At 31.4% G+C, this 22,591-nt stretch carries 21 protein-coding genes; 9 read left to right on the top strand and 12 right to left on the bottom strand.

Features of this window, described 5'->3' with window-relative positions; translation table 11 throughout:
- Positions 1–79 precede the first annotated feature (79 nt).
- The 10 genes from ACFQ1R_RS13330 to ACFQ1R_RS13285 all read right to left on the bottom strand — a co-directional run bounded on the left by ACFQ1R_RS13330 (position 80) and on the right by ACFQ1R_RS13285 (position 12,428).
- Entirely contained in the window at positions 80–820 is a 741-nt protein-coding gene (locus ACFQ1R_RS13330; RefSeq protein ID WP_379926765.1) for a shikimate dehydrogenase family protein, read from the bottom strand.
- On the bottom strand, positions 813–1,832 hold the full coding sequence (locus tag ACFQ1R_RS13325) for a DUF368 domain-containing protein (RefSeq protein ID WP_379926764.1): 1,020 nt from the start codon (positions 1,830–1,832) through the stop codon (positions 813–815). Before ACFQ1R_RS13325 ends, ACFQ1R_RS13330 begins: the two co-directional genes overlap by 8 nt.
- A complete protein-coding gene (locus ACFQ1R_RS13320; protein ID WP_379926763.1) occupies positions 1,832–2,752 on the bottom strand; it encodes a DUF368 domain-containing protein in 921 nt (306 codons plus the stop codon). Before ACFQ1R_RS13320 ends, ACFQ1R_RS13325 begins: the two co-directional genes overlap by 1 nt.
- A gap of 52 nt (positions 2,753–2,804) precedes the next feature.
- Positions 2,805–4,193: a tetratricopeptide repeat protein gene (locus tag ACFQ1R_RS13315; protein WP_379926762.1), complete on the bottom strand. Its 1,389-nt coding sequence runs from the start codon at positions 4,191–4,193 to the stop codon at positions 2,805–2,807.
- A 160-nt stretch (positions 4,194–4,353) separates the two neighbouring features.
- Positions 4,354–5,535: an aspartate aminotransferase family protein gene (locus ACFQ1R_RS13310; protein ID WP_379926761.1), complete on the bottom strand. Its 1,182-nt coding sequence runs from the start codon at positions 5,533–5,535 to the stop codon at positions 4,354–4,356.
- A 3-nt stretch (positions 5,536–5,538) separates the two neighbouring features.
- Positions 5,539–7,689 carry an OstA-like protein gene (locus ACFQ1R_RS13305; protein ID WP_379926760.1) on the bottom strand — a complete coding sequence of 717 codons (2,151 nt, stop codon included), beginning with the start codon at positions 7,687–7,689 and terminating at the stop codon, positions 5,539–5,541.
- Positions 7,690–7,800: 111 nt separating this feature from the next.
- Positions 7,801–9,075, bottom strand: coding sequence for an adenylosuccinate synthase (locus tag ACFQ1R_RS13300; RefSeq protein ID WP_379926759.1), 1,275 nt, complete (start codon positions 9,073–9,075; stop codon positions 7,801–7,803).
- Positions 9,076–9,088: 13 nt separating this feature from the next.
- Entirely contained in the window at positions 9,089–9,541 is a 453-nt protein-coding gene (locus ACFQ1R_RS13295) for a Fur family transcriptional regulator (RefSeq protein ID WP_372753343.1), read from the bottom strand.
- A 25-nt stretch (positions 9,542–9,566) separates the two neighbouring features.
- Positions 9,567–11,786, bottom strand: a complete 2,220-nt coding sequence (locus tag ACFQ1R_RS13290) for a RelA/SpoT family protein (protein ID WP_379926758.1) — start codon at positions 11,784–11,786, stop codon at positions 9,567–9,569.
- A gap of 69 nt (positions 11,787–11,855) precedes the next feature.
- Positions 11,856–12,428 (bottom strand): non-canonical purine NTP diphosphatase, encoded by a 573-nt coding sequence (locus tag ACFQ1R_RS13285; protein ID WP_379926757.1) that lies wholly within the window; start codon positions 12,426–12,428, stop codon positions 11,856–11,858.
- A gap of 369 nt (positions 12,429–12,797) precedes the next feature.
- Between ACFQ1R_RS13285 and hpf the strand changes: the two genes are divergently transcribed.
- Positions 12,798–13,097 (top strand): ribosome hibernation-promoting factor, HPF/YfiA family, encoded by a 300-nt coding sequence (hpf, locus tag ACFQ1R_RS13280; protein WP_379926756.1) that lies wholly within the window; start codon positions 12,798–12,800, stop codon positions 13,095–13,097.
- Positions 13,098–13,136: 39 nt separating this feature from the next.
- Here the strand turns inward: hpf and rlmH are convergent, their stop codons facing one another.
- A complete protein-coding gene (gene rlmH, locus ACFQ1R_RS13275; RefSeq protein WP_379926755.1) occupies positions 13,137–13,610 on the bottom strand; it encodes a 23S rRNA (pseudouridine(1915)-N(3))-methyltransferase RlmH in 474 nt (157 codons plus the stop codon).
- Positions 13,611–13,737: 127 nt separating this feature from the next.
- Between rlmH and nadC the strand changes: the two genes are divergently transcribed.
- The 3 genes from nadC (at position 13,738) to priA (ending at position 18,096) form a co-directional block, all read left to right on the top strand.
- Positions 13,738–14,598: a carboxylating nicotinate-nucleotide diphosphorylase gene (nadC, locus tag ACFQ1R_RS13270; protein ID WP_379926754.1), complete on the top strand. Its 861-nt coding sequence runs from the start codon at positions 13,738–13,740 to the stop codon at positions 14,596–14,598.
- Between the two features lie 102 nt (positions 14,599–14,700).
- Positions 14,701–15,642: a YihY/virulence factor BrkB family protein gene (locus tag ACFQ1R_RS13265; protein ID WP_379926753.1), complete on the top strand. Its 942-nt coding sequence runs from the start codon at positions 14,701–14,703 to the stop codon at positions 15,640–15,642.
- Positions 15,643–15,645: 3 nt separating this feature from the next.
- A complete protein-coding gene (gene priA / locus ACFQ1R_RS13260; protein ID WP_379926751.1) occupies positions 15,646–18,096 on the top strand; it encodes a replication restart helicase PriA in 2,451 nt (816 codons plus the stop codon).
- Positions 18,097–18,111: 15 nt separating this feature from the next.
- Here the strand turns inward: priA and ACFQ1R_RS13255 are convergent, their stop codons facing one another.
- Positions 18,112–18,807 (bottom strand): LytR/AlgR family response regulator transcription factor, encoded by a 696-nt coding sequence (locus tag ACFQ1R_RS13255; protein ID WP_372753359.1) that lies wholly within the window; start codon positions 18,805–18,807, stop codon positions 18,112–18,114.
- A gap of 213 nt (positions 18,808–19,020) precedes the next feature.
- On the opposite strand from ACFQ1R_RS13255, the gene rpsF reads away from it, so the two are divergent.
- From rpsF to hisS, 5 genes are all read left to right on the top strand, one after another.
- On the top strand, positions 19,021–19,359 hold the full coding sequence (gene rpsF, locus ACFQ1R_RS13250; protein ID WP_379926750.1) for a 30S ribosomal protein S6: 339 nt from the start codon (positions 19,021–19,023) through the stop codon (positions 19,357–19,359).
- 2 nt (positions 19,360–19,361) lie between these two features.
- On the top strand, positions 19,362–19,658 hold the full coding sequence (gene rpsR / locus ACFQ1R_RS13245; protein WP_379926749.1) for a 30S ribosomal protein S18: 297 nt from the start codon (positions 19,362–19,364) through the stop codon (positions 19,656–19,658).
- Between the two features lie 15 nt (positions 19,659–19,673).
- Positions 19,674–20,123 (top strand): 50S ribosomal protein L9, encoded by a 450-nt coding sequence (gene rplI / locus ACFQ1R_RS13240; RefSeq protein ID WP_379926748.1) that lies wholly within the window; start codon positions 19,674–19,676, stop codon positions 20,121–20,123.
- A gap of 59 nt (positions 20,124–20,182) precedes the next feature.
- On the top strand, positions 20,183–20,653 hold the full coding sequence (locus ACFQ1R_RS13235; protein WP_379926747.1) for a DUF6495 family protein: 471 nt from the start codon (positions 20,183–20,185) through the stop codon (positions 20,651–20,653).
- Positions 20,654–20,903: 250 nt separating this feature from the next.
- Positions 20,904–22,547, top strand: a complete 1,644-nt coding sequence (gene hisS / locus ACFQ1R_RS13230) for a histidine--tRNA ligase (RefSeq protein ID WP_379926745.1) — start codon at positions 20,904–20,906, stop codon at positions 22,545–22,547.
- The last annotated feature ends 44 nt before the right edge of the window (positions 22,548–22,591 follow it).

Below are 22,591 nucleotides of genomic sequence, written 5' to 3'. Positions count from 1 at the left end.
TGCTTTAGACTTTAAAGATACTAACAAGTCTATTATTTACAAAGCACAAGTGAAGGATTTAATTGTTTATTGACGCTTTTTAATACAAATTCCAGATTGACCATGCTTTTTCTGCCTGTAGTTTTAGCATGTTTAAGCCATTAATTGTTGTGGCATTTTGTGCTTTTCCTAATCTTAAAAACTTGGTTTGTTCAGGATTGTAGATTAAATCGAATAAAATATGGTTTTCGTTAATGGCGTTGTATGGAATATTTGGGCAATCTTCTATATTTGGAAATGTGCCTAATGGTGAACAGTTTACAATTATTTGGTGCTGTTTTATAGTATCTTCAGTAAGTGAATTATACGTAAAACTCACACCTTCTGATTGTGTTCTTGAAACATAATGGTAACTAATTCCTAATTCTTTAAACGTAAACGCAATGGCTTTACTTGCGCCACCTGTACCTAAAATTAATGCATTTTTATGGTGTGGTTGCAAAAAGGGTTTTAGTGTTTTTTTAAATCCATAACAATCTGTATTGTAACCAACTAGTTTTCCTTTTTTTGTTATTTTAATGGTGTTTACAGCACCTATTTCTTTTGCTTTCTTATTTACTTTATCAAGGTAAGGAACAACCACTTCTTTATAAGGAATGGTAACGTTTAAGCCTTTTAGGTTTTTAGTATTTTTTATTATTGAAGGAAATAAATCGATGGTTTCAATATCGAAATTTTCGTAAGTAGTATCTGTTATTTGTTGGTTTTCAAACTTTTCTTTGAAGTATGCTTTTGAAAACGAGTAGGAGATATTTTTACCTAACAATCCTAATTTATTCATTAATATTTCTTGTTTTTTGTCCGTAATATTCAAGTGCCAAAACTATAGCAATTCCAATGAAAATAAAAGCAATAGCATAATAGGTTTCGGTATTTAGTTGCGGAATGTAACGTTCGTAATTTAAAACGATTTTTGTTCCGGTCGAGTCTAGCATTGGTAAACCACTATTAGTTAGTTTGTAAATAGTATTTTTCCAAGGCCAAACAACACCTAAAGAACCTACTATAAACCCAATTATAGCCGAAAGTGTAATGCTTTTGTGGTGTTTTAAAATATAGCTTAATATGTGTGAAAAAGTTACTAAACCAGTAACCGAGCCAAGTGTAAAAACTGCTAAAACCTGAAGCATTCTTAAGCGTTGGGCATTATGTATAAAGCTGAAATTGCCACTAAAAATATCAAAAAAAGTATCAGATAGTGCGTTTACAGAATCTACTAAAAGCAGCACATAATTTCCTAAAAGAATGAGTATGAAAGAACCCGAAAACCCAGGAAGTGTCATGCCCGAAACACTTATTATACCACAAAAAAACACAAACCAAAGGTTGTCATTTTCTTTTGCAGGATTTAAAAAACTAATGCTAACACCAATTAAAATACCAATAGCTAATGTTGTATATGTTTTAAAATTCCAATCTTTAAAATCTTTGTTGATATAGTAGATAGAGCCAATAATCATTCCGAAAAAAACACTCCAAACATAAAGTTCATAGTGTTTAATTAAATAGTCTAGTACTTTTGAAATGCTAAAGTAACTAACTATCATTCCAAAAAAAAGTAAGCTTAAAAACCTGCCATTTATGTAATGATAAAAACTTTTAAAACGCTTGTTTATTAGTAGCTTAAATGCTTTTTTATTTACTTTTTTTAAGGAATAAATAAACTCTTCATAAAATCCAGCTACAAAAGCAACAACACCTCCAGAAACACCAGGTACTTTATTGGCAGCACCCATACCTAATCCTTTAAGAATTAAGAAAATTTTATCTTTAAGTGTTCTAGTGCTTTCCATTACTGTTTTTTTGAACCTACTTTTTCAAGAATAAAAATAGTTAAAAAACCAATAATTACTAAAATTACAGCAAATACAAGCTTATTGTCACCTTCAAATGCTAAAGGCGAAACACTTTCTTGTAACAACGGACTTCTTATGCCTTTTGAATCTGTATGCCATGTTAATGTTTTTTTCCAAGGCCAAACTTTGTTTAGCGATCCAAAAATAAAACCTGTTAGTAATGCTAACGTAATGTTGTGATAATGTTTGAATAACCACTTTAGTACATGACTAAAACTTAGCAAACCAATAATAGCACCTAATACAAAAACGATTATTTTTTTTAAATCAATGTCGTGTATTGCATCGCTTAAGGTTTTATAAGCACCTAAAACTATTAAAATAAAAGAGCCAGAAATACCAGGTAGTATCATAGCACAAATAGCGATAGCACCAGCAAAAAACAAAAACCATGCGCTATCGTTTGTAGCCATTGTTGGCAAAATGCTTACATAAAAAGCTATGCTAGTACCTATGAGGAAGGCGATAATAGCCGAAAAGTTCCATTTAGTAATTTGTTTTCCAACAAAATAAATACTAGCTATAATTAACCCGAAAAAGAACGACCATATTAAAACAGGTTCGTTTTCTAATAAATATTTAGCGAGCTTCATGAAAGAGATATAGCTGATAATGATGCCGCTAAGAAGTGCTAAAACAAAGTTGCCGTTGGCTTCGTACCAAAACGCTTTAAGTCCTTTGTTTAAAAGTGTTTTAAAAAGTGATGGTTTTATATTGCTAATGGTGGCAATTAATTCTTCATAAATTCCAGAAATAAAAGCGATAGTGCCGCCTGAAACGCCTGGGATAGCATCGGCTGCACCCATAGCTAACCCTTTTAAAGTGATTATTGAATAGTTTTTGAAACGTCTTTGCATAGTTTAATTTTTAAGCTAAAACCAAAGGTATGGATTTTAACTAGACGTTTGTTTATTGATTTGATTTTAGTATGTTTTTAACAAGTATTTTGTTTGAAACATCTGGAAAAAGTTCTTCTAAAATAAAAGCATATTCTTCATTATGTTTTAGACCGTTTTTTAAATGAAAGATACCTTTGTCATTTTCAAGTAAAGTAAAAAATAAACCTGCTAAACGATATTCTATTTCGGCATTTTCAGGATAAAATTCAGAAGCTTGTTCAAAGTTAAAAATAGCAGCTTCTGGTTCGCCAAGTTTAATTAACAAATCGCCACGAGATAGCCATGTGTTTAATTCGTAGTTGCCTAATTCTAAGGTTTTTTTGAAACCACGTTCTGCCTCTTCATAAAAATTTAAACGTTGATTAATTTGTGAATATAACTTCCAATATGTTACATTTTCAGAATCAATATTTATGGCTTTATTGATGTAGTATAATGCTTTTTGGTAGTTTCTTTTTCGGTTGTAATAGCGGGTAATGGCAATCCATCCTTTGTCTAATAATGGATCTTCATGTACGGTTTTATAGAAATATTGAACTGCTAAATCATCATTTCTTAGTTTTTCATAACAAAAACCGATGCGTAATAATGCGAAAGATGATGGGTCTTCTAGCTTTAGAGTAATTGTATAGTTTTCAATAGCTTCTTCAAAGCGTTTTAATTTTTCTAAAACTTTACCACGTTCTAAATAAGCACCTACAAACGTATCATCAGAAATGATTGCGAAATCGAAGGCCGCTAATGCTTTTTTGTAGTTTTTAAGAGCGTAATATTGCTTGCCTAATTGATGCCATGCAACTTCGCAATATGGGTTTTTATCTAAAAATACATTTAAATAATCTATAGCTTCTTCAACTTGATTTAAAAATTCAAAACAATAAATTACATTGTAAAGTGCTGAATAATCTTCAATATCTTCTTCAAGGCATTTCATGAAATAGCCTTTAGCTTCTTCAAATTGGTCTAAGAAAAGATATTCCATTCCAATTAATGAATATAAATCAACCACATCATCTGTAAGTTCTAAAGCTTTTTTTAATACCACAATAGCTTGTTCATGGTCGTCTTTCTTTGAAAAAATATTAGCCTTTTGAATGTAAATTTCTTCATTCATTGGGTCTAAATTATGAAGCTCGTTTAATAACTTATCGGCTTCAATTAGCTTATCTTCAAAAATATAAATTTCAACTTTAAAAAGCTTTAAATTAGTAGAAGTAGGGTGTTGGTCTAAACCTAATTTTATGGCTTTTTTAGCTAAAGCTATTTTACCTTGATTAAGATAATGGTGAATGATGTTTTCAAATTCTTCAGAGTCGAAGAATAAAACATGGTTTGTTTTCAGCATCGACTCAAATTTGGTTAATGGTAAATCGTTGTTGTCATCATGACTAAACTCCATAAGCGCATTTGTAAGGTTGTACTTGAATAAATTTAAGGTTCTATTCTTCTTTTATTAGTCGAAATAATTAAATGTTTTTAACAAAGTAATGAACACTTATATATTTCATTCAAATAAAAGTATTTAAATAACTGGTTTTTAGCTTATTGTGTGATGTTTTTTATTTTTTTATTTTATCTAAAACATCGATAATTATGCTACAACCTTTGATGATTTCGTCGTTTGAAATGGTTAAAGGTGGTGTAATTCGAACGGCTTTTGGCTCAAAAAGTAACCAAAAAAGGATGAGTCCTTCATTATGACATTGTAAAATAACTGAATTTGTTATGTCTGCCGAAGGTGTTATTAGGGCTAACATAAGTCCTTTTCCACGAATGTCTGTAATTAATGGATGTACTAAAAGTTTGCGAAAAAGTTGTTCTTTTTCTAGGGCTTCAGCCATTAAATTACTTTCGGTTATTTCCTTTAAAGTAGCTAGGGCAGAAGCTGCAATAACAGGATGCCCACCAAAAGTTGTTATATGTCCTAATTTTGGATTGTTTTGTAAAAGGTCCATGTGTTGGCTTGATGCTGTAAAAGCACCAATTGGCATGCCGCCACCTAAGCCTTTCCCTATTACCAAAATATCTGGTATGCAATTGTAGTTTTCAAAACCAAATAATTTTCCTGTTCTACCAATACCTGGTTGAATTTCATCTAAAATTAAAAGTGCTCCAACGGCATCGCAACGCTTCCTTACTTTTTCCAAATAACCATTTTCTGGTTGAATAAAACCAGCACCGCCTTGTATGGTTTCTAAAATAACACCTGCTGTTTTTGTGGTAATAAGCTTTAAATCGTCTTCATTATTAAAATTAATGAAGCGCACATCGGGTAACAATGGTCTGAAAGCTTGCTTGCGTTCTTCATAACCCATAACACTCATAGACCCCATAGTGTTGCCATGGTATGCGTTGTTTGCAGATATTATTTCACTTCGTCCTGTGGCACGTTTAGCTAGTTTTAAAGCGCCTTCAATAGCTTCGGTACCAGAGTTAGTTAAATACGTTTTTTCTAAGGGAAAAGGTAAATTTTTAGCAAGTAATTTAGCAAGTTTAACGGGTGCATTTTGGGCGTATTCACCATACACCATTACATGCATGTATTTGTCTAATTGTTCTTTTATGGCGTTTATAACCTTTGGATGGTTATGACCTAATGGTGTAGCTGAAACGCCTGCAACAAAATCTAAATAAGCTTTGTTGTTAGTGTCATATATATAACTTCCGTTAGCATGAGATACTTCCATTGCTAATGGATGTGGTGAGGTTTGCGCTTGGTATTTTAGGAAATCTTGTTTCAAAAGCTATTTTTGTTTTAGTTCTATAAGTTTAGGTTGCCAAATACTAAACTCGTCTTCTAGTTGTATAGCATAGATTACACACCGAAAATTAATGCCATCATTAGGCTTTTTAGCCATAACAGAATACTTTTTCCAATCATTGGTTAAGTAAATATCTAAATAACTATAGTCTTTGTTACTATTGTCATTTTTTTGAATAGATATTCTGACAGTTCCATTACCTTTTAACCAAACGCTCCATAAATAAGTACCAGTTGTTTTATTTTCTATTTGATAAATGTATCCATCACTATTTTTTTTACCAGTAATAAATCCCGCATCTTTTTTATTATTTGGCGATAAAACTGTATTAGACTTTATTTGTAAATCATGTTTTTGCCATATTGGATCATTTAAATTATTACTAGATTCTAATAAATTTTCGTTAGAATTATCTTCATCAGGAATACTTTGAGCTGCTCTATTAACAATAAAACCTTGTCCTGATATCTTAATACGTTCCAATAATTCTTCATCAAAAAAAGCATCTTGGGGCACATAATCTTCTAAACCTTTAATGGTTGTTAATTCCAGAGGTTCATCATCTTTAAATAAATCTTCTACGCTAAGTGGTCTTTCATCTTCACGCCAATCGAAGCCTTTTAGTCGCTTTTCGTTTTTTGGGTATTCGTCTTCAGGATACAAATTACCATCAATTTGGTTGTAACGCGTATATTCTTCTATATCGCCATCTGCAAAAAGTATGGAAATACTTCCGGAGCGTGCTTTATCTATGCCTATAAGTTCTTGTTTATCGTTTCTGGCGTAAAATATTGATTCTGCATTTTTAACAATATCTACTTTTCGTAATTTGTTTTCATCATTAAATAAACCAACGAGTTTAATTCCGAAAATTTGATTGAAGCCTGTTTTACTAATAGTGTCTTTGCTTATTATGAATGCGTTATTAAATACTAAAAGTGAATCTAATTTTTCGGTTTCAGGGTTTGAAATAAGATGAATAGTATCACCCGTCATTTGGTTTTCTATATTCCACATGATAGGTCTTCGTTTGGTTGAAAAAATATCAGAATTATTAAAACGTGCTAAATTTATTAGCTTCGTAATACCAGTTTTTTGGTTTGAGTGTATAGAATCGGCTTTTCCACTTAAATCTGATTTGTAAATTTTAGCGTTATAATAAGCTCTAACAATACGGTTTTCTGGTTTTCCAGTCATCATTATTTTATCGGCGTGCATGTAAATAGAATCGTTTTCTTGTTTGGTAACTACCAGCGCACGTTTGGTTAAAAATAAAGAGTCTTGGGCTTTAAAAACTTCAGCATAATGCCCTATAGCAATGCTGTGATTTATGGTATCTGTAACTTTAATATTGTTGGTTGCGGAAGCAAATTTTATGGTGTCATCAAAATAAATGCTATCACCTTCAATAATACGATTGTTGTAATTTATTTTAGAATTTTTTACGGCATAACCCGTTCTCTTTTTTGTGTCATAAAATCCTTTTTCGGTATAGGTATTACTTTCTGTAGTATTTATAGTTGAAGGACCATATAGGTAAGCATAACCCGTATCTGAAAAAAAATCGAAATAATTAGAATTTATGGTTGCATCTTTATTTACCAATTTTACATCGTCAACAAACTGGTATTTTTTTTGTTCCATATAATACCTTCCTACCTTACTGGTGATGGTGCCAGAAGTATCTTTTACAACGGTACCACCATTTTTGTAAAATGCTTGTTGCTTTACACGATCAAAATATAAGGTGTCTGACGAAATGGTTGAATTTGGGTCTTGTAATACCACATTACCACTGGCAAATGCTAATTGCGTTATACCACTGTATTCAATATATTTTGAAGACATATTGATTGTGTCTCCTTGAATTAGTGTTACATTTCCATAAGCTTCAATAAAATTTTCACCGCTGTAGTAAATAGCTTTATCACTCCACATATTGATGCTGCCTTGTACAATATGAACTTGTTGCATTTCATCTCGGGTTAATATTTTTGCTCCAGGGTAGTTTAATTCATCTATGGTTAGCCTACCAGCATATTCAATTTCAATCTTCTTTTTGTCTTGCGAATTAATAATTCCTATAGAAAAGAAGTTAAGAAGCAGTATGGTATAAAACGTTTGTTTGTTCAAATTCTTAAAAGTTTGTCGCAAAAATAACGATAATTATAATGTATAATTGTATTGGAACAAAAAACGCTCCAAATAATTTTGAAGCGTTTTTTATATATTGAGTAAAATGAATTACTTTCTAAAAATAGTTTGTTTTCTATCTGGTCCAACAGAAACGATTGTGATAGGAATTTCTAATTCTTTTTCTAAAAATTCAATATAATCATTTAAGGCTTTTGGCATTTGAGATGCTTTTGCCATTTCAGTCAAATCTTCTGCCCAACCACTAACTTCAGTGTAAATTGGTTCTACATTTTCTGGTTCAATATTATAAGGGAAATGAGAAATAATTTCGCCTTTATATTTATAAGCGGTACATACTTTTAAGGTTTTAAAACCAGAAAGCACATCGCCTTTCATCATCATTAATTGGGTAACACCGTTTACCTGACAAGCGTATTTTAAGGCAACTAAGTCTAACCATCCGCAACGTCTTGGTCGACCAGTAGTAGCACCAAACTCGTTTCCTACACGACTCATGGTTGCTCCATCTTCATCAAACAATTCAGTAGGGAATGGTCCAGAACCTACACGTGTTGTATAAGCTTTAAAAATACCAAAAACCTCGCCAATTTGGTTTGGTGCAACACCTAAACCTGTACAAGCGCCTGCAGCAGTTGTGTTGCTTGAGGTTACGAATGGATATGTTCCAAAATCGATGTCTAACAAAGAACCTTGAGCACCTTCTGCAAGAATAGATTGTCCTGATTTTTGTGCTTGGTAAATATATTCTTCAGAATCTATAAATTTTAAAGATTTTAAAACATCAACTGCTTTAAAAAATTCTGATTCTAGTTCTGCTAGGTTGTATTCAATATCAACATTGTAGAAAGCAATCATTGATTCATGTTTGTCTGCCAATGCTCTGTAACGTTCTTTCCAATCGCTTAATTCTAAATCGCCAACACGTAATCCGTTTCTACCAGTTTTATCCATGTAGGTTGGGCCAATACCTTTAAGGGTTGAACCAATTTTAGCTTTTCCTTTAGATGCTTCACTTGCAGCATCTAATAAACGGTGCGTTGGTAATATAATATGTGCTTTACGCGAAATAACTAAAGACTTTCTGTAATCTACATTTTGAGCTTCTAATTTGTCTAACTCACCTTTAAAAATTACAGGATCGATAACAACACCATTACCAACTAAGTTGATGGTGTTTTCATGAAATATACCTGATGGAATGGTGTGTAAAACATGTTTTTTTCCGTTAAAAACAAGTGTATGTCCTGCGTTTGGACCACCTTGAAAACGTGCAATAATATTGTAGTTAGAGGTAAGTACGTCAACAATTTTTCCTTTGCCTTCGTCTCCCCATTGTAGTCCTAGTAGTAAATCTACTGCCATTGTAAAAAATTAGTTATTTAGTTGATTTTCTATTTCCGTAGAAATATAGTGAATGATTATTTATTTCAATATCGAAAACTTCTTCGATGGTTTTTTTTATAGATTGAATTCTTGGGTCGCAAAACTCGATAACTTCGCCTGTGTCGGTTAAAATGACATGGTCATGTTGTCTATCAAAATACGATTTTTCGTAATGTGCCTGATTTTGACCAAATTGATGTTTCCTTACCAATTTGCATTCTAGTAGTAATTCTATCGTGTTATAAAGTGTTGCTCTTGATACACGATATTTTTTATTTTTCATATTAAGATATAGGGATTCTATATCAAAATGCTCTTTATTGTTGTAAATTTCTTGCAGTATAGCGTATCGTTCGGGTGTTTTACGGTGCCCGTTGGTTTCTAAAAAGTTAGTAAAAACACTTTTTACTATTTCTTGATTTTTTGTTTCTGCGCTTGCATTCATAATTTCGTTGCAAATTTACACTTTTTTAAACTCTAGTTACCTTATCTATGCCATTAATTTTTTTAAGTTTTTCTAATAGCTTTTTTAGAAGGGTATTATTTTTAACTACTAAATTAATTTTTCCAGAAAAAATACCGCCTTCACTTTCAAAACTAATACTCTTCATATTAACATGCATGTTTTCTGAAATAACCTTTGTAACATCATTTACTAAACCTATATGGTCTATTCCTGTTATTGATATTTGGGCTAAAAATTCTTGCTGTGTAGAATCTACCCATTTGGCGGGCATAATTCTATATGCATAGTTAGATTGTAAACTTAATGCATTGGGGCAGTTTTTTTTATGAACTTTTATGCCTTCAGAAACGGTTAAAAAACCAAATACATCATCACCAGGTATTGGGTTGCAGCAATTGGCGAGTTTGTAATCTAGTTTTTCTTGTTCTTTACCAAATACTAGCGAGTCATAATTGGTAGTTATTTCTTCTTTATCTAAATCTTCTTTTTTGGCATTGGCTTTTCTAGAAATTTTGCTTTTAATAAAGGTCATTAAAGCATTGCTTCTAGATGAAGCGTAGTCTTTAAGCATGTTATTGTCTATAGTTCCAATACCAACTCTGTAAAATAAATCTAGACTTGTTTTTAGTTTGAAAAATACAACTAATTCGTTTATAGATGCTTCATTAAGATTTATTTTTAGCTGTTTTAATTTTCGGCGTAATATTTCTTTTCCTTCTTCTCCTAAGCGTTTTTTATCTTCTCTTAAAGCCGATTTTATTTTGCTTCTAGCCCTAGCTGTTGTTGCGTAATCTAACCAATTGGGGTTTGGTTTTGCGGTTTCAGAAGTTAAAATATCAACTTGGTCGCCACTTTGTAAAACATGATTTAAAGGTACAAGTTTGCCGTTTACTTTTGCACCACGGGTTTTCATACCAACTTCGGTATGAATATTAAAAGCAAAATCTAAAGGTGTTGCGCCTTTTGGTAGCGATTTTAATTCACCAGCGGGAGTAAAAACAAATATTTCTTTGGAATATAGGTTTAGCTTAAATTGTTCAACAAAATCAACCGCATTGGTTTCTGGGTTTTCAAGTGCTTCTTGCAATTTGTTTATCCAATCTTCTAAATTATCTTCTTTTTCGCCTTCTTGTTTATATTTATAGTGTGCTGCATAGCCTTTTTCGGCTATTTCATTCATGCGTTCGCTACGAATTTGTACTTCTACCCAGCGGCCTTTTGGACCCATTACTGTTATGTGTAATGCTTCATAACCTGTTGATTTTGGTGATGATATCCAATCGCGAAGACGAATAGGGTTTGGTCTAAAATGGTCGGTTACAATAGAGTAAATTTTCCATGCTAGAAATTTTTCGCTTTCAGGGTTGCTTTTGTAAATAATTCTAATGGCAAATTTGTCGTAAACTTCATCAAAAGTAACGCCTTGTTTTACCATTTTCCGTCTAATTGAAAAAATAGATTTTGGTCGTCCTTTTATAGTATAGTCTAAATTTTCTTTGTCTAACGATTTTTTTATAACATCGCTAAACTGCTCTATATATAAATCTTGTTCTTCCTTACTTTCCTTTATTTTGTGTAAAATATCATTATAAACGTCTGGTTCGGTATATTTTAAAGCTAAATCTTCAAGTTTTGTTTTGATGTTGTAAAGCCCAATACGATGCGCTAAAGGAGAATAAATATACAGTGTTTCCGATGCTATTTTTTCTTGTTTATCAAGTTGCATCGAATCCATTGTTTGCATGTTATGAAGGCGATCTGCTATTTTAATGATGATTACTCGAACATCGTCATTTAGTGTAAGCAGCATTTTTCTAAAATTTTCTGCTTGCAAAGACACATTCATGTCTTTTTCTTTACTTAATGATGATATTTTTGTGAGTCCGTCAACTATAGTAGCTACGGTTTTTCCGAATTGGTTTTCAATATCTTCAATTTCATAATCAGGACTATCTTCAACCACATCATGTAATAATGCTGCGGCAATAGATGTGGCATCTAACCCAATTTCTTGTGCCACAATTTTAGCCACTGCTATGGGGTGGAAAATGTAGGCTTCGCCTGATTTTCTGCGCTGGTTTTTATGTCCGTCTACGGCAACTTCAAAAGCTTTACGAATTAGTTTTTTATCATCATCAGTAAGTGTTGTGTAACTAACTTTTAATAACTCTTTGTAGGCTTTGGTTATGGCTGCATTTTCTTTTTCTATATCTTCCTCTGTCATAATTTAAAAGTAGCATAAAGAATATTAACAACCAACAGCATTGTTAAAATTTATAATGATTTTTTAATATTAAGAATTTAAAAATTGAACTAATTGTACTATGGCTTTACCACGATGCCCAATACTGTTTTTTAAACTTAAATCCATTTCTGCAAATGTGTTTTCATACCCTTTTGGTTTAAAAATTGGGTCGTAGCCAAAACCGTTTTCACCTTGCTTTGTGTTTGTAATTTCGCCTTCGCATATGCCTGTAAATGAGTGTTTTTTGTTGTTGAAATGCAAAGCGATTACGGTTTTAAATTGGGCATTTCGGTTGGTTTTATTATGTAGGTTGTTTAAAAGCTTGTTCATATTATCATCGGCATTTCGTTGTTCGCCCGCATAACGTGCGGAAAAAACACCTGGTTCGCCGTTTAAAGCTTCAACTTCCAAACCTGTATCATCTGCAAAACAATCGTACCCATAGTTTTCTTTAATATAGTTTGCTTTTTGAATGGCATTGCCTTCAATAGTGTTTTGGGTTTCAGGAATATCTTCAAAACAGCCAATTGCTTCTAAACTCAACAATTTTATGTGTTCAGGTATTAAGGCTTGCACTTCTTTTAGTTTATTTAAATTATTGGTAGCGAAAACGAGTTGCATTTTGTAAAATTTAGTTCAAAAATAGTGGTAATCATTTCAAAAAAGTAAAAACGAATCTTAAAATTAATGAATATTTGTTTTTATGTGTAGGTCTGTTGTTTTTGTTGTTGATAAATCGGGTGAAATTTTGTTTGAATATATTAATATTGACTATAAACACAGGTTATCGGACACCGTACTTTTAGCTGTATTAAAAGAGCTGAAGTAATTATTTTTAAAAGTATTTATAACGTTTTTTAATTCTTGTTTTTTTAATTTATTGATTATCTGTATATAAAATATTTTAACTTTTTTTATGACCAAAGTATGCTAAATTTCATTAAAAATAATGTATTTTACATGACGTTAAACTAAGTAAAAATAAATATTATGACAGTAAATTTTCAATATGTAGGTGTAGATGTGAGTGAAACATTATCTTCTTTCACTGAAGAAAAACTAAAAAAACTATTTAACAAATATGAATTTATAATAAGTGCAACCGTTTATTTTAAACAAGATGAAAACAAACACGATACTGGAAAAATTTGTAATATAGAATTGAGCTTACCAGGACCACGAATTTTTGCAACCTCAACCGAACGTAATTTTGAAGTATCTGTACGCGAAACTATTAGCGATTTAGAACGCCAACTAGAAAAACGAAAAGAAGTTTTTAAAACACACTAATTAATGGACTAATGAGTAATTATCAATTATTCATATTTATTACCTGTGGTGGTAAGGTTCATTTTTTAAAATGGTAAAGCCACGGTATAATTGTTCAATAAAAAATAAGCGAATCATTTGATGGGAAAATGTCATTTTTGATAATGATAGTTTCCCATTTGCTTTTTTATACACATCTTCAGAAAAACCGTAAGGACCGCCAATTACAAATACCAATTGCTTCATGCCAGCATTCATGTGTTTTTGTAAATATTCTGAAAAATTAACAGAATCAAACTGTTTTCCGTTTTCATCTAATAAAATTAAAACATCGGTTGCATTAAGTTTGTTAAGAATAAGTTCGCCTTCTTTTTGTTTTTGTTGTTCTTCACTTAAATTCTTAACATTTTTTATATCGGGAATAATTTCAGCTAAAAACTTGATATAGAAGCTTAAACGTTTTGTGTAATCATCAATAAGCGATTGTAATTCCTTGTTATCGGTTTTTCCTATGGCAATTAATTTGATAGTCATAACCGCAAAAATAATACTTAGTAATTATGAATAATGAATTTAAATATTAAAAATTTATAAAAATCATAATTGTAAATTAAAAAAAAGTAAATCAATTTCTTATTTTTGTTGCAAATCAACCTTAACTATGATAACACAAGAACAATTTGATCAAGAAGTCAAGTCGATAATAGCTAATGCCATTAGAGAAGATGTTGGCGATGGCGATCATAGTTCATTAGCTTGCATACCAGAAAATGCTAGAGGTAAAGCAAAACTTTTAGTTAAAGACAAAGGTATTATTGGTGGCGTTAATTTTGCTAAAAAAGTATTTGCCTACGTTGATAAAAGTTTAAAATTAGAAGTGCTTATTGAAGATGGTTCTGAGGTTACTTATGGCGATGTGGTTATGTATGTTGAAGGACCATCGCAATCTATTTTAAAAGCAGAACGCACAGTGCTAAATGCAATGCAACGTATGAGTGCTATTGCTACAAAAACACGCATGTTTGTAGATTTACTTAAAGGTACAAAAACCCAAATTTTAGACACAAGAAAAACAACACCTGGTATTCGTGTTTTAGAAAAATGGGCTGTAAAAATTGGTGGCGGTGAAAACCACAGATTTGCACTTTACGATATGATTATGCTTAAAGATAACCACATAGATTTTGCTGGAGGTATTACTAAAGCCATAGAAATGAGTAAACAATACTTAAAAGATTCTGGCAAAAATTTACAAATTATGGTAGAAGCCAGAAATTTAAGTGAAGTTGAAGAAATACTACAATGTGATGGTGTTTACAGAATTTTACTTGATAATTTTGATTATGAAGATACTAAAAAAGCTGTAAAAATGATTGGTGATAAGTGCTTAACAGAATCATCTGGAAATATAAATGAAAGTACTATTAGGCACTATGCAGAGTGTGGCGTTAATTACATTTCTTCTGGAGCTTTAACACATTCAGTACATAATATGGATTTAAGTTTAAAGGCTATTAATTAGTTTGTCTTAAAAATAAATTAAAAATGCCAGTATAATATGCTTTTATTATACTGGCATTTTTAATTTTAATAACTTTGTTATCAATTTTAATGCAAACTATAAATGACCAAATCTCTTGAAGAAAAACTTAAAAAAATACCTGTTGTAAAGCAGGTGGTGCGTTTTTTTAAGCAAGCTAAATTGCCTGGTCTTGATGGTTTATCATTTTACGATTTATTAGAGCTTTACATAACAGGTATTTTAAAAGGCGCCTTAACTACCAGAGCAAGTGCTATTGCTTTTAGTTTTTTTATGGCAATATTTCCTTTTTTACTTTTTATATTAATAATCATACCTTACGTGCCAATTGACGATTTTAAAATTGAATTTTTAAGGTTTCTAGAATCGTTTTTACCACCAAGTACCTCCGATTTTTTCTTCGAAAGTATTTTTGAAGGTATAGACCAATCGCAACGAGGTGGATTATTGTCGTCTGTTTTTGTATTATCAATCATGCTTATGGCAAATGGTGTTAATGCACTTTTTTCTGGTTTTGAAAATTCATATCACGAACAATTGTCTAGAAACGTGTTTCGTCAATATTTGTACGCTTTGGGTGTTGCATTAATATTAGCTTTTTTACTAATAATTACAATAGCTGTATTAGGTTACTTTCAAATATACGTAGTACAAAAAGTGTTAGATACGCTTCATAATAAAGGCTATAATGTTGCTGCGCAAAGTGTGTTTTGGTTTAATGTTGTTAAATATGTGTTTTTTATAATTATGGTTTATATAGCAACAGCAACTATGTATTATTTTGGAACTAAAGAAGGTAGAAATTCAAAATTCTTTTCTGTCGGTGCTATGTTTACTACATCGTTAATTATTATTCTATCCTTTTTATTTGGTGTTTATATTGAAAATTTTGGTCAGTATAACAAATTATACGGTTCTATTGGCGCACTTTTAATATTAATGATTTATTTATGGTTAAACGCTAATATTTTACTGCTTGGACATGAATTGAATACGTCTTTAAACAAATTACGCGAAAGGTTTTAGCTTATGCTGTATTTTATAGATGTTATTATTCCAGTACCATTACAAAAGTTATTTACTTATAGCATAACACCTGCTGAAGCGACTTTTTTAAAAATAGGAATGCGTGTTGCAGTGCCTTTCGGAAAATCTAAAATTTATACAGGTATAGTTGCTAAAATTCATAATGAAGCACCAACTACTTATGAAGCTAAAGATATTCATCAAATTTTAGATGAAGGTCCAATAGTAAATGAAAAGCAACTACAGCTTTGGCAGTGGATAGCAAATTATTATATGTGTACTTTGGGCGATGTTATGCGAGCAGCATTGCCAAGTGCATTTGTGTTAGAAAGTGAAACTATCATTGTAAAAAACACAAAAACTATTGATGAAACTATTTTAAAAGATGATGAATTTTTAGTTTATGAAGCACTACAGCATCAATCATCATTAAAAATTCATGATATAGCCAATATTCTTGATAAAAAAAATGTACTTCCCGTTATACAACGGTTAATAGAAAAAGAAGCCATAGCTATTGAAGAAGAGGTTTTTGAAAAATACAAGCCTAAACTAGTTCGTTATGTAAAGTTGCACATAAAATATGCTTCAGAAAGTGCTCTTGAAAATTTATTGAACAATTTAAGTCGGGCGCCAAAACAGCATCAAGTTATATTAACCTTGTTTTCAATTTCTGCTACCACAAAAAAGCCAGTTAAATTTGCAGATTTAACAAAAGAAAGTGATGCGTCTGCTTCTATTATAAAATCGCTGATAGATAAAGGTGTTCTTGAAGAGTATTTTATTCAAACAGATAGAATTCAATATGCTGGTGATGATAATGAAGATTCAAAAAAGTTAAACGAATACCAAAACACAGCTTTAAATGAAATTAAAGAGTCATTTAAAGAACAATCCGTTGTGTTGCTTCATGGTGTAACATCATCAGGTAAAACCGAAGTGTATGTAAAACTAATTGAAACTGTTTTAAGTACAGGTAAACAGGTTTTGTATTTGCTGCCAGAAATAGCTTTAACAGCACAATTAATCACCCGACTTCAAAACTATTTCGGTGAACAAGTGGCTGTTTTTCATTCAAAATACTCATCACACGAGCGGGTTGAAGTTTGGAATAACGTATTGAATAATTCCGCGAAAGCGCAAATAGTTTTAGGTGCACGTTCTTCTATATTTTTACCATTTAATAGTTTAGGATTGATTATAGTTGATGAAGAGCACGAAACCTCTTTTAAACAATTTGATCCTGCACCACGCTACCATGCACGCGATACGGCGGTTGTATTAGCTCATATACATCAAGCAAAAACACTTTTAGGTTCGGCTACGCCAAGTTTAGAAAGCTATTTTAATGCAAAACAAAATAAGTATGGTTTTGTTGAAATAACCAAGCGTTTTAACGATGTTTTGATGCCAGATATTGAGTTGGTTGATATTAAAGAGAAGCAGAAAAAAAAGTTGATGAAAGGTCATTTTAGTGATAGATTGCTAGAAGAAATGACTGAAACTTTGCGTGAAGGTCAACAAATTATACTTTTTCAAAACCGCCGTGGGTTTTCGCCTATTGTTGAGTGTAATACTTGCGGTCATGCGCCACAATGTCCAAATTGCGATGTAAGTTTAACTTACCATCAATATCGCGACCAATTGCGTTGTCATTATTGTGGTTTTGCAGAAGTAATGCGAAAAACCTGTTCTGCTTGCGGAAGCCCAGAGTTAGATAATAAAGGTTTTGGTACAGAGCAAATTGAAGAAGAAGTGAAGTTGTTGTTTCCAAATTCAAAAGTAGCCAGAATGGATTTAGATACCACTCGCGGAAAATATGGTTACGAAAAAATAATTACAGCTTTAGAACAACAAGAAATAGATATATTAGTAGGTACGCAAATGCTAACAAAGGGTTTAGATTTTAGAAACGTAAAGTTAGTAGGTATTATGAATGCTGATAACATGCTAAACTTTCCAGATTTTAGAGCGCACGAACGCAGTTTTCAACTCATGTTGCAAGTATCGGGTAGGGCAGGAAGAACAGAAGAGCGCGGTAAAGTATTAATTCAAACCTACAATCCGCATCATAATATTTTGCAGCAGGTTTCTACCAATAATTATATAGACATGTATAACGAGCAAATGAATGAGCGTTATAACTTTAAATACCCACCAGTTTTTAAACAAATTAAAATTACTTTAAAACATAAAGATTATACTAAAGTTGAAACGGCATCCATTTGGTATGCTAAATCATTACGAAATGTTTTTGGCGATTATATATTAGGACCAGAATCGCCACCAATTTCAAGAATTAGAAATCAGTTTCATAAAAATATTTTAGTAAAAATTCCTAAAAAGCAATCTTTATCAAAAACAAAAGAAGCTATTATTAAAATAAATAACAGCTTCTTAAGTATTAAAGATTTTCGGTCGGTTAAAGTAATTTTAAATGTCGATAACTTTTAATTTAGTTGGTTCAACTTAAATATTATTTAAAGCATCAACCAGTTGGGTTTTTTTGTTCCTACTTAAAGGAATTTCATAAGCACCAACTTCAACATTTTTACTGTTAAACCTATCAATTTTATCTAAATTCACAATATAAGATTTGTGAATACGTAAAAATTTGTTTTCCGGTAATTCTTTCTCAAAAGATTTCATTGTAGATAATACTACTAAACTATTTTCTTCTGTTACTAGTTTAACATAATCACCAAGGGCTTCAATCCACTTAATATCTTTTATGTAAACTTTACGTTTTTTAAGATTGCTCTTAACAAAGATATGTTCACCTTCTTCTTCGTTAAAATCTTGGATTAGTTTATGCTGTTCAAGGGCTTTTTCAACAGCTGTATTAAAACGTTCTCTAGTAATTGGTTTGTGTAAATAATCGGTAGCATCATAGTTAAATGCTTTAAAAGCATATTCTGTTTTACCGGTTACAAAAATAATTTGAGGTTTGTTGTTTAATACATCTAAAAGTTCAAATCCATTTAGCACTGGCATTTCAATGTCTAAAAAGATAAGGTCTACTTGGTGTGTGTTTAAACCATTTTTGGTTTCTAAAGCACTACTGTACTCTGCAATTAAGTTTAGAGCGGGGTGATTCTCTACTAACTTAACAATAGAGAGACGCTGTATTGCTGAATCGTCTACTACTACACAGTTTAAAGTCATAACATTTATATTATTTCGGTTAAGATATCGACAATAGTACAAAAAATTCGGCTAAAAACCAAAAAACATCGTTAAACTGTTTAATTTAACAAAATTTTAACATTTGTTTTTCACACCATAAAGATACTGAAAAAATATACTTTAAATATTGTTGTGTAGTATGTATTTATTAACTATTTTTGCACCCAATTTTTAACAATAAACACGATTTTTATGAATCATTATGAAACTGTTTTCATCTTAAATCCCGTTTTATCTGAAGATCAGATAAAGGAAACAGTAAAGAAATACGAAGATTTTCTTGTTTCTAACGGCGCTAAGATGGTATCAAAAGAAGATTGGGGACTAAAAAAATTAGCTTACCCAATTCAAAACAAAAAAAGTGGTTTTTATCACTTATTTGAATACACTGTTGCTGGTGACGTTATTAACACTTTAGAAGTAGAGTTTAGACGTGATGAGCGTTTTATGCGCTATTTAACGGTATCGTTAGATAAACACGCTATTTCATGGGCAGAGAGAAGAAGAGTTAAACTTAAACAAAAAGCTTAATTATGTCATCTATAGAACAACAATCTAAAGGAAAAAAAGACGGCGAAATCAGATATTTAACGCCGCTTAATATTGATACTAACAAACAAAAGAAATATTGTCGTTTCAAAAAATCTGGTATTAAATATATCGATTATAAAGATGCCGATTTCTTATTAAAGTTTGTAAACGAACAAGGTAAAATTTTACCACGTCGTTTAACAGGAACTTCTTTAAAATACCAAAGAAAAGTATCTGTTGCTGTAAAAAGAGCTCGTCATTTAGCGTTAATGCCTTACGTAGCAGATTTATTAAAATAAAAAATACCGATAACAATGGAACTTATATTAAAACAAGACGTTGAAAATTTAGGATTTAAAGACGATGTTGTAACAGTTAAGAACGGTTATGGTAGAAACTTTTTAATTCCTCAAGGTCAAGCTGTTATGGCTACGGCTTCTGCTAAAAAAGTATTAGCAGAAAATTTAAAGCAAAGAGCTTTTAAAGAAAAGAAAATAGTTGATGATGCTAATAAAATTGCTGAAGCTTTAAAAGCTTTAGAAATTAAAATAGCTGCTAAAGTAGGATCGGGTGATAAATTATTTGGTTCTGTAAACAACATTGATGTTGCTGAAGCTTTAGAAAAAGAAGGTCAATCTATTGATAAAAAATTCATCACCGTTACAACTGTAAAACGTACAGGTAAATATACTGCTGCAGTACGTTTACACAGATCGGTAACAGTAGATTTAGAATTTGAAGTTATTGCTGCACAAGCTGAGTAATTTTAAATGAATCAATATAGAAGCCTCAACCTAGTTGGGGCTTTTTTTATAGTAATATTATGAAGTATTCAAGACTTACAAAAGAACAATTTGAAGAACTACACCAAGAGTTTATTAACTTTTTGGCAACACAATCTATAACTGCCGATGAGTGGGCAAACTTAAAAGCAAACAAGCCAGAACTTGCAGAAATGGAACTGGATGTTTTTAGCGATTTAATTTGGGAAGGTGTATTGAATAAAGCAAAATATTTAGAGCATTTTTCACCACAACACATGTATTTGTTTCGTTTAGGTAACAAAAAAATGAAAGCAATTGTGGTAAATGTGAAAAATAAAAATGTAGATATTACCACCAAAGAAGGCTATAACTGGCTACGCGAAAACTTAATGGATGAAAGCGTTGAGTTTTTACAAGCCGATAAAGATTATACAGCCGATAAAAACCTAGATAAATTTAAAATGATTGAACAAGGTGCCGTAATAACCAAAGGCGATTTGTTTAAGTATTTTGATGGGTTAATAAATTAGAATAGGACCGTCATTGCGAACGTAGTGAAGCAATCTTTCAATTTGAAGTTAAAAAGTTGTTTAGTAACATATAAAAAAGTTGCTTTACTTCGATTCCGCTCAGTACAGGCTAATTTTTTCTAATGAAAAAGCTCGCAATGACGTTTTCATTATTTATTTTTGTCATTCCGCTTTATAAAATATCAAAGTTAATAGTTGTAGCGGAATTATTTCATAAATTAAAAAGATACCTGCTTTCGCAGGCATTAATATGGCTCAAAAACCAAGCATACCAAAAGGTACCAGAGATTTTAATCCAGAACAAGTAGCAAAGCGCAACTATATATTTAATACCATTCGTAATAATTTTGAAACGTTTGGTTTTCAACCTATTGAAACACCAAGTTTTGAAAACTCTGAAACCTTAATGGGTAAATATGGCGATGAAGGTGATAGATTGATTTTTAAGATTTTGAATTCTGGGGATTATTTAAAAGATTTGCGAGATAATTGGTCCTCTGCGGGTAACTTAATCAACAATTTTTTCTTATTTATAGAAGGTTTGTTTATAAGAGATATATCTAAATGGGATGTGGACATCAAGAAAGGTGTTAATGATTTTTTTGATGTTGTGTATAGGGATAGAGTAAATGAATATCTAGATTTAAGAAAAGATATGCTCATTGAAGTTAACAATAGATATAAAAATTTTAGTCAAGCTGAAAAGGCTTTTCAAAGACAAGAAGTCTTTATAGACTTTTTTGAAGAATGCATAAATAAAAGATTGTTAGACTCAAATGATTCATCAAAAATAATCTCAGAAAAAGCCCTTCGTTACGACCTAACAGTACCATTCGCACGTTACGTAGTACAACACCAAAACGAGATAGAATTTCCGTTTAAGCGTTACCAAATTCAACCTGTTTGGCGTGCCGACAGACCACAAAAAGGGCGTTTTAGAGAGTTTTACCAATGCGATGCCGATGTGGTTGGTAGTAAAAGTTTATGGCAAGAGGTAGAGTTTATTCAATTATACGACACCGTTTTTTCGGCTTTAAAACTGGAAGGCGTTACCATAAAAATTAACAATCGTAAAATACTTTCGGGTATTGCCGAAGTTATAGGTGCTTCTGATAAACTCATCGATTTTACCGTAGCATTAGATAAACTGGACAAAATAGGCGAGGCGAAGGTGAAAGAAGAAATGCTATCCAAAGGTATTTCAGAAGAAGGTATTTCAAAATTACAACCCTTATTTACTTTGTCGGGTTCATTTGAATCGCAAATTGAAAGTTTAAAAACCATTTTATCAGCTTCCGAAGAAGGTAAAAAAGGTATTGAAGAACTGGCTTTTATAAACGAAGCTATTGCACAGTTAGGTTTAAAAACGGCTACACTACAACTAGATGTTACTTTGGCTCGTGGTTTAAACTACTACACAGGTGCTATTTTTGAAGTAGCTGCACCAAAAACCGTACAAATGGGTTCTATTGGTGGTGGTGGTCGTTACGACGATTTAACAGGCATTTTTGGTTTAAACAATGTTAGTGGTGTTGGTATCAGTTTTGGTTTAGATCGTATTTATTTGGTGCTTGAAGAATTAGGTTTGTTTCCAGAAACGGTTAACAAAAATGTTGAGGTGTTGTTCATCAATTTTGGCGATAAAGAAGCATTATTCTGTTTAAAAGCCATAAAAAAAATGCGTCTTGAAGGAATCAATACCGAATTGTATCCTGATGCCGATAAAATGAAAAAACAAATGAATCATGCCAATAAGCGTAACATTCCGTTTGTGGTTTTAGTAGGTGAGGAGGAAATGACTTCCAACACTTATACACTTAAAAATATGGTGTCGGGCGAGCAGTTTAAAGTGTCGCTAGGCGATTTAATAAGCAAAGTAAAACAATATAAATAAAAAAACTATATTATAACTATTTTAAAAAAAAAATCCTGAATTAA

The sequence above is a fragment of the Mariniflexile jejuense genome (genome assembly GCF_042675665.1).
Lineage (GTDB): Bacteria > Bacteroidota > Bacteroidia > Flavobacteriales > Flavobacteriaceae > Mariniflexile > Mariniflexile jejuense.
The sequence above is the reverse complement of the archived record's forward strand: the minus strand, read 5'-3'. Positions and strand labels throughout refer to the sequence as shown.